The organism is Aminobacter sp. SR38, assembly GCF_014843375.1.
Classification (GTDB): Bacteria; Pseudomonadota; Alphaproteobacteria; order Rhizobiales; family Rhizobiaceae; genus Aminobacter; species Aminobacter ciceronei.
In genome coordinates this window covers 351,076-363,159 of the sequence record NZ_CP062112.1, presented here as the reverse complement: position 1 = coordinate 363,159, position 12,084 = coordinate 351,076, and the positions used below count along the sequence as shown (strand labels likewise).

Here is a 12,084-nt window from a genome sequence, read left to right as displayed (position 1 = left end):
ATGCAACGCATCATCTATCCATCAGGTGACGGCGTCGCCGTTCTGATTCCCGCAGAGAAGAGCGGGCTTCCCGTTCAAGAAGTCGCTCGCAAGGACGTGCCTGCGGGACTGCCGTTCCGGATCATTGCCACTGCCGAAATCCCGACCGATCGATCGCAACGTGATCTGTGGACCGCCGATTTCAGCCAGCCAGACGGCTACGGCATCGGGGCCGCCGCATGGTTTGCCGAACAGGAGGCGATCATTGCCGCTGCGCACGCGGAGGAACTGGGTTCGGAGGACACCAAATGAGCGTCATTTCCATTCGGCCTGCGCCGCCACCGCCTGTGCCCGAGCGTGTGTCTTCTCGCCAATTCAAGATGCAGCTCGAGATCGACCAAATCTTAGAGCAAGTCGAGGCTTGGGTTTCCGCCCAGCCAAAGCTGGTCCAGATTGCCTATGCCGAGAGCAAGACCTTTGCTCGTATCGACCCTATGCTGCAGTCAGGGTTCGCTGCGCTCAGTTTCCCTGCGGCGGCAGTCGATGAGTTTTTCCGAAATGCGGGAAAGCTCTGAAGAACCATCCCTTCACCTTAGCCCGCACGGCACGGCGGAACCGCTTCCACGGCGACTGATAAGGCTTCTCGGCGAGACTGTGCGGCGGCCACGGCGGTTGCCGAAGATTGAATTGCGCTCCCAAGGCTTGCTTCAAAGCTGCCAGGACTGGCTCAGAATGCCGGGGGTCAATGTGAACGTTGTTGTCAGAGAGCGACGGGATGATTGAGCCATCTGGGTTGCTGTAGCCCGCCCGGAAATCGACGAAAGCGACGCCCATCTTTGCCATGCGGTCGTTCATCCTGTCGCGAATCGCCTTCGCGTCGGCCCGGCATGCCTCTTCATTTTCGTACCCCTCATACTCCAGATAGGCCGGATTGAATGGGCCGATGCATGCCAATGCCAAACGCGCCGGGCACCTTGCCTTAAATTGATCCAGCGCCGCCTGGAACCTGTCGCAAAGTGCATCGGCTTCCTCGACAGAAGATCGACCATTTCGACGTGCGACCCTCGCTACGTGGACGCGGCTGTCAATTTCACCAAACGACAACACAAGCACATCACCGCTAACCGTCCGGCAGTTCTTAGGAACCAGTGATGCGATGCCATCGCGAGCGGCCCGATGCATCGTTCTTGGCCCATGCCAATAAATCTTAGCCTCGGCGATCCCGGCAAAGCTGAATAGCGAGTGGCTGTCACCGAGCGTCATTAGAACCATAGCGCCTCATAGCACAGTCGCTGACGCGCGTTCCACCACCCTCACAGGTTCAGCGAAGCGAACGAAGCATCCAGGTCGAGCCGCCGTTGGACAAGCACGGACTGATCGGCGATGTCGGCCTGGTCTTCCAGGTTGCGCAGATCAGTTGCAGACAGAACTGGTGCCCTCTCAGCCCGGCCAACGCTGGCGAAGTAATCGTAGAACTTCCAATGCCCGCCTATATCGCGCAGGTGCATCCAGACACTTGGAACGCCAAGAGCATCGGCGGCGATCAGGCCGTGAAGACTGGACGACATAATGAAGTCGCATGAGGCGATTTCTCGCGCGGTGCCGATGACGTCTTCTGTCCCAAGATTGATAGCCGTTGAGTTCGGTGTCTCATTCAACATGGTTCGCACCATGGCGTAGTCACCATCTTCGGGGTGCACAATTATGCCCCATCGATGCGCCTTCGCTGTTGAGGGAGTAAGTCGATCAAGGAGTAGCGCTGGATCGCCCATCGGAACCTGTTTCCCGAGACCGAGCAAGTCGCGCGTCTTAGGACCGCGAACAGAGCGAATGTCCAACCACCGCCAGCCGGTGGTTCGCTCTGTTCCGAACGACCCCGATCCCCAGACAACAATTCGGTTGAGACGTAGCTTCGCCAAGCGCTTGCGGTGGCCAGCAATGACGTCATCAAGGATGCTACCAATTGAAACCATATCGCATCGGGATATGCTTGCGTAGGCAACATCTCTGCCTGAGAGCATCTCGATCAGCTTGGGTGAGAGGGTGTCCCCAAAGTTGGGGCGGACAAGTGCACCGTCCCAGTACAATTTTAGCGGCCTTCGTTTCATTAGGCAGTCAATACATAAGCGGAAGCTGTAGTTCCACCCCCTTTGACTGACCCCGAGAAGATCACTGAACTCCCCAAGGTCGCCGAACGTTCCTGCTCTCCGGCAAATATCCGCCCGCTTAGGAGAAGGGCTAACCGATCGCAACGAGACGAGGAGGCTTGGCCGCTGAGTCGCTCTCACGCTCCACGGTGGCGACGTCATTTTCATGAACGGTGATCGCCGATAGGCCGTTTGACGTCATGATCAGGTAGCCATCGTTAAGTCGGTGGGTCACTTCAAAACGCACAAGTACATGATCGCCTACGGCAACGGGTCGCTTGCTCATGGAAGCACTCTCCGGCTCAACGCCCCCGCGAACCTGTTGCTACATTCTTCTGCTCTAAAGAAGGATATTGCAATGGGCCAGGGCCGTTGCACTTCTCGCTACGAGACAACAAGCCACAATATCATCGCCGAAGCCGCGATGACGACTAAGTCCCATGGACCGTAGTAAGTTCTACGCGACTTTGCGCGCGCTCTCGTCTGGCGTGTTCGGAACGTCGCTTTCACAAAGCCAGGTCAACGGCGCTGCTGCTCGGCTCGCCGTAGCTGACGCTGCAGGTGCCCGAGGGGGGCTCGGGGGACGCGTAACCGGGAGGCAACGCATCCAAGCGTTCGCGTCTGACCGCCCCACCTGCGCGAACGACATTGCATCAAGAAGCTTGTGACCTCAATGGCAGTCGTCAGGCCGACTTCTGCCTGCCGCGAAATACCGACCATGCAATCAGGCCGGCCCCGATCAGGGTTGCACCCCAAGCAATTAGCGTCGGCACCATCGGACTGCCGAAGCAACCATTAAGCCCGATGTAGTCCATATAGTAGCAATGCCTGACAGGTGTTTCGTTCTCGAAGCTGAATGTCCGCGTGAACATTCCGTTGAAGAACAAAAACACGCCGGCGATCAAAATCACCCACTTCATCTAGCCCTCCCTCCCGTTGATGCGGGCAGATTGAACGACTTCATCATCAAAGGAAACCACCATGGATCGCAATTTCCCGCGGGCGCTTGCGCTCGTCCTCAAGCATGAAGGTGGCTGGTCGGATCATACCGATGACCCGGGCGGCCCGACCATGAAGGGTGTGACGCTGGCGAACTTCCGCCGCTACGTGAAGCCGGACGCCACCAAGGACGATCTGCGCCGGATCACGGACGAGCAGTTGGCAACGGTCTACCGCCGCTTCTACTGGGACGCGGTGCATGGCGCCGAGCTTCCCGACGGCGTCGACTACGCCGTGTTCGACTTTGCGGTGAACAGCGGGCCGGGCAGGGCGGCCAAGTACCTGCAAGGCGTCGTCGGTGTTGTTCAGGACGGCCGGATCGGGCCGGCGACGATCAGCGCAACCAAGGCGATGATGCGCGCCACGGTCATCAACGACCTGTGCGACAAGCGCATGACGTTCCTGTACGGCCTGAAGACTTGGCCGACCTTTGGCAGGGGCTGGACTGCCCGCGTGTCTGGCGTGCGCGCAGAAGCGCTCAGGCTGTCTGCTTCCTCAATACCCGCGCCAGCGCCTACCAAACCCGCGCCAGCGCCTTATCCCGCCGAACCCGCCAAGGGCTTGGCCTTCTTCCTGCAACTCATCGGCAAGGCACTCGCCTGGGCGTTCTCCCGAAAGGATCACTGACCATGGGACCGATTATCCGCATCCTGCTTCGCTATGTGACGCTTCCGCTGCTGGCCTTCGGCCTGATCCTCCCAGAGGAACAGCAGGCACTCATCGCCGATCCGCAGATTGTCGCCTGGGTGAGCACGGGCCTTGGCATTGTCGCCCCGATGATAGCCGAAGGCTGGTATTGGGCCGCTCGCAAGTTCGGGTGGGCGAAATGACCGCGCTCATCCTCTCAGCCCTGACGAACCCGACGCTGCTGGCGATCATGGGCGGCCTGCTGTTCGGCCTGATCACTTTCTTCAAAGGCAATTCACGCGGGGCAGCAAAGGAGCGTGTCAAGCGTGAGGCCGAGGAAGCCAAAGCTCGCGATGTCCTCGACGATGTGCAATCCGACGTCGGCGCCATGTCGGCCGATCAGGTGCGGGCCGAACTAGCCAAGAGGGCACGGCCATGAAGCGCCGGCTGCTCGACCTCGTCACGCGGATCCTGCTGCTGATCGTCGTTTTAACGGGCGCCGTGGCCTGCGCGACCGCGCGCGGCAGCATCTGCCTTGGTCCTGACCTCCGCTACCGGCAGGAGGTCTACGACGCCATGAACGCAGAGGAAGCAGCCCGGCACCTCACCATTCTGAAGACACGCGAGGAACTGTGCGGGAGGAAGCCATGAGCGACCAAAAGCACTTCGGCATGGATATCGACATGAAGATGAGCCTGGGCAACATGATCACCATTGGCACGTTGCTTACGGCAATCGTCTTCGGTTGGGCGAACTTCCGATCTGACATCGAAGCCAACAGGCTAGCGACCGCGGCGAACACAACCCGCATCGAGCGCTTGGAAATCCAGAGCGGGGAGATGAAGGATCGCCTGACACGCATGGAGGTCACGCTTCAGAACGTGTCCGTGCAGATCGATCGCGCGGTGAGGTTGCTTGAGAAGGATACCAGCCCGCCGCCCTGACCTTCGCAATTACATGTCCAGAACTCCGCTCCCAAAGGTCGGGCGGCGGTTGACTGCACTGCGAAAATACCTTGGGACGCCACAACAAGCTTGAAGCAAGCGTAGTTTGCATTATTGCTTGCAGCGTCTTCGAAAGGAATCCCATGACGACGTCGGCAGTGTATCGGAAGGCGCCAATCGTCGAGGCAATTATCGACCTCCGCGTGAACACTCCGGTCGAGGCGGCTGAATTGGACCGGCTGGCGAAGAAGCTTGGCGTTCGTTACCCCAACCACTCGGAGGTAAAGGGCGTCGAAGTTCTCATAGAAAGCGCTAGCAACCAGGTCGGTGTTAAACATTCGAATGCAGGCTATCGCTTGACGTCAAATGACCAGGCGGACATTTGTGTCATTAACGCAACTGGGGTTACAACTTCCCGGCTAGCCCCTTACGGCGGCTGGGAAGCTCTCGTGGAAAGCGCTCATGAGAATTGGGATGCTTGGACCAAGATATCCGGTAACAGCCAAGCTGTCAGAGTAGGCGTCAGGTTCATCAATCGTATCGATGTTCCGCGGGATGCAGATGGAAATGTGCTCGTCTTTGACTACATACGGCTTAGGCCAGAGTTCCCATCCATCTCTAGCCATCCATTGTTCGGTTTTGCTGCCCAGATATCAACGAAGCTTGACAACCCTAAATGGTCAGTCACTTTAAATAGTGGCGTGATTGTTCCGCCGCCACTCTTGAGTCACATCTCATTTTTGCTCGATATAGATGTATACCGTGACGAAGATTTGCCGAGGAATGCCAAGAAACTTTGGGAGACTATTGGTGAAGCTCGCGAACTCAAGAATGATCTGTTCGAAAAAATGATAACCGATCTATCTCGGAGGTTGTTTCAGTGAAAAATGTGCTTGAGATCAATTCGCGACCAACGGCTGGATTGCAGGCCTCAATGGCGCTTGGTCCTCAGTACACCGCTTTCGCATCAACGACTGCTGAGGCCGTAGCGTCGTCCGCGGTGAGCACCTCCAGGCTCCAATTCCACGGGCAAATTGGGCAGCTAAGTGATCAGCTGTATAATTCAAGAGCATCGTTCAAGATTGCAGCGTCGATGTACGCAATGCATCTTGATCGTGGTTGGAGAGATATTCTCTTCAAGCAGGTAGATCAACTAATGGATCCGGAAGAATGGGACGAGCGGGATGCACCTGTTTCTCCTGAATCGTCTTTAACCTTCTTAAGGTTACTTCTTTTCGTCAAGCCTGGTCGCCGGCCTAGCCTTGGAGCAACTGACGATGGCAATTTGGTTGCGGCGTGGGTGGCTGAGAAGAACAGACTCACATTGATCTGCCAGCCCGATGATCATATCCGGTGGGTATTGTCGACGACGTCTGAGGGTGTCGCAGAAACAGCCGCTGGTTCGACGACCACGTCGAGAATTCCGGACGTGCTAACCCCCTATAACAAAGAGCAATGGTTTGCCAATGCCGGAGCGTAGTATTGGGGATGAAGATCACCTAATCCGCAGCGTCGCTTGGAGCAAGTTACTAAAGACCATCGACAATGATGGGTGCGAGCAGGTTATCGGCTTTTTGCACACAGCTTTTGTTATGCGCGATAGCGAGGACACGTTGTCGTCGACTCTCCAGGAGTATTTCACCGGTACTCCGCAACAGCAGATCGAGGCTGCGGTGAGAGTGATGAGGAATTCGAAGCTGAAGATTAGCCCCAAAAGCGCATTTGCCATTGGAAAAGTTGGCGACATAAGAGGCGCGTGTTCTCTGAAGGGGCATCAGGTACGTATTCTTCACGAGCCGGAACTAGACAACGCTGCTCACGCGAGCATCCGCCGGTACCCGCGCCAAGAAATTGAATTGTTTGAGTTATTGGCTTCGGAGGCTTGGTGCGGACTGGTTCTCAACAAGGACATTCCCTGAGCAGGAGCCCCGCTGCCGAAAGGTGGCGGGGCTTTTTTTCTTAGGGCTTCCTAGACGATTTCACTTTCCAGGCGACCCAGTCGAGGAAGTACACCAACCATGATGTTACCCATCTGTTGGCCGGGTTCAGCAATGGATCATCGACTGGTTTTCGCTGAGGAGGTTCGCTGCCAGGTGCTTCTGTTTTCACGACTGAAGGACCTTGATTTTTGCAGCGAGATAGACAAGCACCAAAAACGCGCCACATCCGACAAGCGGGTGCGAGGTTATCCCAATCAGGGCACAAATCATAATGCCGGTGACAAAAATTGCCCCTTGCTTGACCGATTGTCCAGCTTTTCTGGCTTGCCAGGCCACGATGACGAGCAGGGTAATCCAGCTTATCAGCATGAAAACCAATGGTCCCAACAACCCGAGATACCGCAGGTAGTAGGTAAGAAACACCACTGGAACGCCAACCACTATTGTTGGCCAAATTTCATCCAGGAATTTCTTCAATTGGCGTCTCGCCTATTCTAAGTGTTGGCTGTGTGCGCGTGCTTAACTGGCGCTACTGGGTCGCCCGCATTCTAAGAGCCTAGCTCGAAAACTCTTCTAATCAGGTCTTCCGGGCACAAGACTGATCCGGACGTGCTTGGCATTAATGAAACCGGCCACCCCGTAGCTTGTACTCCACTCGATGCGGTATTTCTCGTCGACCTTGGTGATCTCAAAATCAAAGATGATTGCCGGCATCATGTCGAAGTCGACGCAATTGATCGCGCTCACCCCCTCAAGGGCAAGAGTAACTGTCGCGTGCTTGTCGAGAACAAAGTAGCCCTTGGTATCCACCTCGTCCGTCATATTCCAGGCCTGTATTCGAAGCAGCCCCGCTCCCTTGCCGGAGACGTTGATCTCAAGCAGTTCGGCATCATGGAAGCGTGGAACGCGCCCGAACCACTCAACGAGCGCGTCGCCTCCGGGGATATCAAGCAGCTTGGACTTAGGTGGTGTCATGAATTGCGAGCAGGGTTGAGTGGTCACGATTGCGCTGATTCAAAAAGGAGGCGTTAACCTAGCATACAAATAGCGTCCAACATCATCGACATGAGCTTGTCGCGTGCCTGCCGTTGCAATCTGTCCGGGGGCTCCACCGCAAGCAAATCGTCAATTGACATGCGTTTGTACGGCGGGTGCCCAGTGCCGACGTAGATATGCCGCCTGTCCATATTGAAGATCAGCTTCCAGCTTGCGGTCTCATCTGCAGCCAGCACACACGTGATGGGCTTCATCTCGATACACCCTTTGAAAAGGGAAGACTGCCAAAGCCCTAGGGGCTTCGCTATCGCAAGATTTAACTATTGACTTCCCCACTTCGCGGCCATTCCGCGCCAGTTCCGAGTGCGGGTCAAGAGGCGCAGCCTCCTACGGCTTACGCCTCCCGTGGAGGCGTGTTATTAGCGCTTGCTAACTGAACGTTGGGCAGATTCTTTACCCCGCTGGCTCCTGCCGGCGGGGCCTTTTCGTTGTCGGGCGAGGGTTGGAACTACCAGTTGAAGCTCACGCCCAGGCTTGCTGCATGCGTTTTCAGGTCGATTTCGTACGTATCGTAAAAATCGCCGGAAGGTCGGTGCGAGTCGAACGAATCCGAACCGTAGTCGGTGAAGAGATAGGCGCCCCGAATGCGGATGTTGTCGGTAACGGCATATTCGGCGCCCGCACCGATGGTCCAGCCAACGAGCATCCCGTCTCCCTCATCCCAAATTGAACCGAAGTCGTAGGTCTTGACGTCATAGCCGGCATAGGCGACGCCGCCCGTGACAAAGGGCATCCAGCGATCCATCGCATAACCGAAGCGTAGGCGGGTCGAACCGGACCACTTCAGGTCAACTTCCGCAGGCCAATTGTCGGCGCTGCCCCAAGGCTCATCGCGATAGAGATACCGACCGTCGCCTTTGACGCCATTGGCATTGATCTCGGTTTCAACGCCAACCACCAGGCCACTCGACATTTGATGGTTGTAGCCGGCGTAAATGCCTGCGTTGGCACCGCCGGGATCGATCTCCCAAGTGTCATTTGGATTCGAGGCCGAGAGCTTGCTATCCCCCCAACCGTATCCAATCTGAGCACCGACATACACGCCCGACCAGTCGATTGCGGACTGTTCACCGGCATGCACTGTTGTGCCGGTGGCTACGAGGCTCGTGCTCAACAGCATTGCCAGCAATGGTAAAGTGATGCCTTCGCGAAGTGTGGAACTGAGATTCATATTTGGTGCCCTGATTGCAAGCTCTACTCGAGCGAACAGGGCAGCGTTCGCGATACATGCTGCGGTTATCACAGGGAGTGCCGGCGGGCAAGAAGGGCGCCCCACTGGCTTCGGGCCGGGGGGCTTTTTTGTCGTTACCGTTGCGAGAACCTAGCCCAGACGAACCACGTCGTGAGGGCTAGGCAGATTGCCCATACTGTTATGATTGCGGTTAGTCCCGAACGGCTTGTCGGTCGCTGCTCCACAAGGAGCGCGGCGGCCCGATACTCCGCCATCAGACTGGCGCATGTACTCGCGCTGTCCAGATGTGGGGTCGTCGCCCATATCCTACCCCCTAAACCGTTTCCCCTCAGCGAAACTCGGCTTAACTGCCTCGTTTTGCGTCCTTGCTATCGTTGTTCGCTCTTGCCAACTCGATGCGTTTCGATTCGATCCGGTCGGCCGCCGCAAGGAGGATTTCGACCACTTCGGCTTTTGTCTTACTGGCAGGGTTGGCGGCTATTGCTCGCAGGTCCTCAACGATTGTCGGCATTTGTCTCTCCTATTTAGGTAGCGGCCTTCTACCGCCTCCTCGGCATATCTGAGTTTTGGCGGGGGAGGCCAGTGGCATACTGATCATCGGGCCGCTGCTGGCGAATTCAGTTCCAGTATCGATGTAGATGTCGGGGGCAGAATGTCTTTTCAACGACAAAGACGATGCCAGTCCATTAGCTTTCCAAATCAACAAATGTACGTCCACATCAATCCTCGTGACGTCTGTGGAATCTGCGGATTATCGTAGAAATGACTGGCACACCTAGCCGCCAATCGCCGACGCTTCAATCGCGGCGGGCTCCAAGGAGGCGGTATCATGCAAGGAGCACTAGAGCACTCACCAGTTCGAAATCACAGAGTTGTACGTCGACATTCTGACTGGACCCTCAAGGAACCAGGGGCGTCGACCCCTATAGAAACTCCAGGCAGCGACAATTGCTGCGCCGGCCATCATGGTGACGAGGAACGTCACATAGATGCTCGGCCCAAGAACGCCAAGGCGCTGCGCCTGCTCAAATTCGCCTACCGCATAGGTAGTCAGCCATAGAACGACTGCAAACGAAACAATGACCCCGACGACTTTCATCCAAGTGCATCATGGATTGCTCCCCATATCTCGCACGTACCTACGCTTCTGCCAATCGTAGACGATGCCTTCGGGCCGCACGAAGCGGCGGGAAATCTCTTTGGTCCCCTCGTGCATGGCCTGTTGGCGCTTGGCCTTCCTGATCCGGGGCCTCGGTGTGGGTCTTCACCTGGGCGCAGTCGTAGTGAGCCGGGCCACAGTTGGTGTTGACGTCTCCAAGCAGGGCCAGCGCGCGCTCGTGCTCGACAATCCAGCGGTCGTCATGGCGGTGGATGGGCTTACCGCAGATGCAGCACGGCGCAACGTTGTGGGCTGTGCAATTCTCGGAAAAGATGTGCTGACGGCGCTTGTCCGCCATCCGCTCACGAGGGGTATTAGCGGTCATTCTCGATGCCTTAGGCGCACGCCAGGCCCCCCGCCGTTCTCGGGGATAAATTCAACTCCCGCTTTCTCAAGCGCCATTTTCACCGCCGCCAAGTTGTTGACCGTTGGTATGCGTCGCCCTTTTTCGAAGTCACGAATAGTGCTCTCGCTGAGGTTGGAGGCCTCGGCCAGCTTGGTCTGCGACCAGTCCAATAAGCCTCGCGCTGCACGGGACTGAGGAGGGGTGAGCGGCATCGACATATTCGTTCCAATTCTTCTAATTCGTTTAACACAAACGAAAACCGTTGACAGTAGAAGACTTTCGAGATTATCGTTTATTGTACACGGTTTTCGTTAAAATGGAGTTATCGAAATGGTCACCGCTGCTCGCAGATTTGATGCTAAGGAATTCCACCCGGACATGTTGGTGTCGGATTTGCTGAAGACGCTCAACCTTATGACGGCCGAGGACATGCGACCACTCATCGTAGAGATGAGCGGCATGATCACTCGCAACGCCGCAAGAACAGTGAATAGCACCACTGAACCCGCCTGGGTCAAAGCCCGCCGTCTCGCGCGCGAACTCCAAGACACCCTACGAGATTGCGACGACGGTGAAGTGATGGCTGTCGTGTACCCACCAGCGAACGAGAAAGAGGGCCCAAAACGAACAACAATCTTGTTCGGTGAAGTTGATTGGCGTTGGGCAGCAAATGTGGATCCCTCAGCCGGTGAAGGGGACCTGTCGGCACTCGTCGAGGCTCACAAAGCAGCCTCGGCTGCATTCGAAGCCGCGATCGATCGGGAGGGCGACCTGAAGGAGGCATACTTTGCGGCCAACCGCAAAGAGCATCTCGCACTGCTATCCATTGGGGGCGCGTTGTCGCTGTATGTCAGCGAGGACATGGACGAAGCTTTCTCTAATTGTGAGAAGCGTATGAAGGAAGAATACGATACGCAAATTCGCAAAATTGGAGTGCTTGAACGGATCGAGCCTCGCCTAGCAGAAGAAGCCCAACTCGCGCTGCATGCCAAGCTCTCAACCGACATCGCCGCGTTGGAAAAGCTAACAGCCGAAGAAAAGGACAGGCAAAGCGCATTTGGTTGGAGCGCGGCCGTAGCCGAATATCAGCGCTCCAGTGATGACGAGACTAAAGCACTCTTGGCGTTGTTGGCGCATCCGTGCACCAGCTTAGAGCAGTGCCGGGCCAAGGCCGCGTATTTGATGGGCGTAACAGACTGGCAGTACACGTACCTTGAGCCAGAGCAGTTGTTGGCTTTGCTTGGATCCTTCGGCGATCCTACAAGTGAGGCAGCTCGTCAATAGCCGGTTGCGTGGGCCGTCACGGCGAATCTTGGCGAAGGCGGTTGGAACGAGCCTAATCGGCATCTCAGACGTGCCCGATAAACGGGGCCCAAAGCCGCATTACAAGCTGAACCCATAGAGCACCCAACGCGAACTGAATGCCTATCAATCAGTAGGTTCGCATTATAAGTTGCTGATTTTAATTACGTTATTGGTGAGCGCGCAGGGATTCGAACCCTGGACCTACTGATTAAAAGTCAGTTGCTCTACCGGCTGAGCTACGCGCTCCCGGAGGCCGTATGGCGACCCCGAAATTGCGGCGGAACATAGGGAGAGTGTCCCGGCGGGTCAACCGGAAAAACATCATTGCAAACAGGCTGTCGAATGGCGACCGGCAATTGGCTCTCGACCCTGCAACTCAACTCGCTCGGC

At 56.5% G+C, this 12,084-nt stretch carries 21 protein-coding genes and 1 tRNA gene; 11 read left to right on the top strand and 11 right to left on the bottom strand.

Translation table 11 applies throughout. The features are described from left to right. Window positions 1-291, top strand: a complete 291-nt coding sequence (locus IG197_RS01800; RefSeq protein ID WP_192316596.1) for a hypothetical protein — start codon at window positions 1-3, stop codon at window positions 289-291. Next, window positions 288-554 (top strand): hypothetical protein, encoded by a 267-nt coding sequence (locus IG197_RS01795; RefSeq protein WP_192316594.1) that lies wholly within the window; start codon window positions 288-290, stop codon window positions 552-554. The genes IG197_RS01800 and IG197_RS01795 overlap by 4 nt, the downstream gene beginning before the upstream one ends. On the opposite strand, the gene IG197_RS01790 is transcribed toward IG197_RS01795, so the two are convergent. From IG197_RS01790 to IG197_RS01775, 4 genes are all read right to left on the bottom strand, one after another. Next, the gene (locus tag IG197_RS01790; RefSeq protein WP_192316592.1) at window positions 499-1,242 is read right to left on the bottom strand and encodes an SGNH/GDSL hydrolase family protein; all 744 of its coding nucleotides are present in this window, start codon (window positions 1,240-1,242) and stop codon (window positions 499-501) included. The genes IG197_RS01795 and IG197_RS01790 overlap by 56 nt on opposite strands. Before the next feature lie 50 nt (window positions 1,243-1,292). After that, window positions 1,293-2,066 carry a polysaccharide pyruvyl transferase family protein gene (locus IG197_RS01785; protein ID WP_192316590.1) on the bottom strand — a complete coding sequence of 258 codons (774 nt, stop codon included), beginning with the start codon at window positions 2,064-2,066 and terminating at the stop codon, window positions 1,293-1,295. A gap of 151 nt (window positions 2,067-2,217) precedes the next feature. After that, window positions 2,218-2,412 (bottom strand): hypothetical protein, encoded by a 195-nt coding sequence (locus IG197_RS01780; RefSeq protein ID WP_192316589.1) that lies wholly within the window; start codon window positions 2,410-2,412, stop codon window positions 2,218-2,220. Between the two features lie 397 nt (window positions 2,413-2,809). Beyond that, window positions 2,810-3,046: a hypothetical protein gene (locus IG197_RS01775; protein ID WP_192316587.1), complete on the bottom strand. Its 237-nt coding sequence runs from the start codon at window positions 3,044-3,046 to the stop codon at window positions 2,810-2,812. A 61-nt stretch (window positions 3,047-3,107) separates the two neighbouring features. Between IG197_RS01775 and IG197_RS01770 the strand changes: the two genes are divergently transcribed. The 8 genes from IG197_RS01770 (at window position 3,108) to IG197_RS01735 (ending at window position 6,615) form a co-directional block, all read left to right on the top strand. Next, entirely contained in the window at window positions 3,108-3,752 is a 645-nt protein-coding gene (locus IG197_RS01770) for a glycoside hydrolase family 108 protein (protein WP_192316585.1), read from the top strand. 2 nt (window positions 3,753-3,754) lie between these two features. Continuing rightward, window positions 3,755-3,955: a hypothetical protein gene (locus IG197_RS01765; RefSeq protein ID WP_192316584.1), complete on the top strand. Its 201-nt coding sequence runs from the start codon at window positions 3,755-3,757 to the stop codon at window positions 3,953-3,955. After that, window positions 3,952-4,191 carry a hypothetical protein gene (locus IG197_RS01760; protein ID WP_192316582.1) on the top strand — a complete coding sequence of 80 codons (240 nt, stop codon included), beginning with the start codon at window positions 3,952-3,954 and terminating at the stop codon, window positions 4,189-4,191. The genes IG197_RS01765 and IG197_RS01760 overlap by 4 nt, the downstream gene beginning before the upstream one ends. Then, on the top strand, window positions 4,188-4,403 hold the full coding sequence (locus IG197_RS01755) for a hypothetical protein (protein ID WP_192316580.1): 216 nt from the start codon (window positions 4,188-4,190) through the stop codon (window positions 4,401-4,403). The genes IG197_RS01760 and IG197_RS01755 overlap by 4 nt, the downstream gene beginning before the upstream one ends. Beyond that, window positions 4,400-4,696 (top strand): hypothetical protein, encoded by a 297-nt coding sequence (locus IG197_RS01750; protein WP_192316578.1) that lies wholly within the window; start codon window positions 4,400-4,402, stop codon window positions 4,694-4,696. Before IG197_RS01755 ends, IG197_RS01750 begins: the two co-directional genes overlap by 4 nt. 143 nt (window positions 4,697-4,839) lie before the next feature. Next, window positions 4,840-5,580, top strand: coding sequence for a TIGR04255 family protein (locus tag IG197_RS01745; RefSeq protein WP_192316577.1), 741 nt, complete (start codon window positions 4,840-4,842; stop codon window positions 5,578-5,580). Beyond that, window positions 5,577-6,176, top strand: coding sequence for a hypothetical protein (locus tag IG197_RS01740; RefSeq protein ID WP_192316575.1), 600 nt, complete (start codon window positions 5,577-5,579; stop codon window positions 6,174-6,176). The genes IG197_RS01745 and IG197_RS01740 overlap by 4 nt, the downstream gene beginning before the upstream one ends. After that, entirely contained in the window at window positions 6,163-6,615 is a 453-nt protein-coding gene (locus tag IG197_RS01735) for a hypothetical protein (RefSeq protein WP_192316573.1), read from the top strand. Before IG197_RS01740 ends, IG197_RS01735 begins: the two co-directional genes overlap by 14 nt. A gap of 186 nt (window positions 6,616-6,801) precedes the next feature. Here IG197_RS01735 and IG197_RS01730 read toward each other — a convergent pair whose 3' ends face one another. The 6 genes from IG197_RS01730 to IG197_RS01705 form a co-directional block, all read right to left on the bottom strand. Beyond that, entirely contained in the window at window positions 6,802-7,113 is a 312-nt protein-coding gene (locus tag IG197_RS01730) for a hypothetical protein (RefSeq protein WP_192316571.1), read from the bottom strand. A 96-nt stretch (window positions 7,114-7,209) separates the two neighbouring features. Next, window positions 7,210-7,638: an Imm50 family immunity protein gene (locus IG197_RS01725; RefSeq protein WP_192316570.1), complete on the bottom strand. Its 429-nt coding sequence runs from the start codon at window positions 7,636-7,638 to the stop codon at window positions 7,210-7,212. 26 nt (window positions 7,639-7,664) lie between these two features. Continuing rightward, entirely contained in the window at window positions 7,665-7,886 is a 222-nt protein-coding gene (locus IG197_RS01720) for a hypothetical protein (protein ID WP_192316568.1), read from the bottom strand. Window positions 7,887-8,140: 254 nt separating this feature from the next. Then, complete coding sequence (locus IG197_RS01715) at window positions 8,141-8,863, bottom strand: outer membrane protein (RefSeq protein WP_192316566.1); 723 nt, start codon at window positions 8,861-8,863, stop codon at window positions 8,141-8,143. Window positions 8,864-9,227: 364 nt separating this feature from the next. Next, window positions 9,228-9,395, bottom strand: a complete 168-nt coding sequence (locus IG197_RS01710) for a hypothetical protein (protein ID WP_192316564.1) — start codon at window positions 9,393-9,395, stop codon at window positions 9,228-9,230. Between the two features lie 969 nt (window positions 9,396-10,364). Next, entirely contained in the window at window positions 10,365-10,601 is a 237-nt protein-coding gene (locus IG197_RS01705; RefSeq protein ID WP_192319533.1) for a helix-turn-helix transcriptional regulator, read from the bottom strand. A gap of 118 nt (window positions 10,602-10,719) precedes the next feature. On the opposite strand from IG197_RS01705, the gene IG197_RS01700 reads away from it, so the two are divergent. Further along, complete coding sequence (locus IG197_RS01700) at window positions 10,720-11,673, top strand: hypothetical protein (protein ID WP_192316562.1); 954 nt, start codon at window positions 10,720-10,722, stop codon at window positions 11,671-11,673. A gap of 191 nt (window positions 11,674-11,864) precedes the next feature. Here IG197_RS01700 and IG197_RS01695 read toward each other — a convergent pair. Beyond that, window positions 11,865-11,940 (bottom strand) — tRNA-Lys (locus IG197_RS01695). Window positions 11,941-12,084 lie beyond the last annotated feature (144 nt).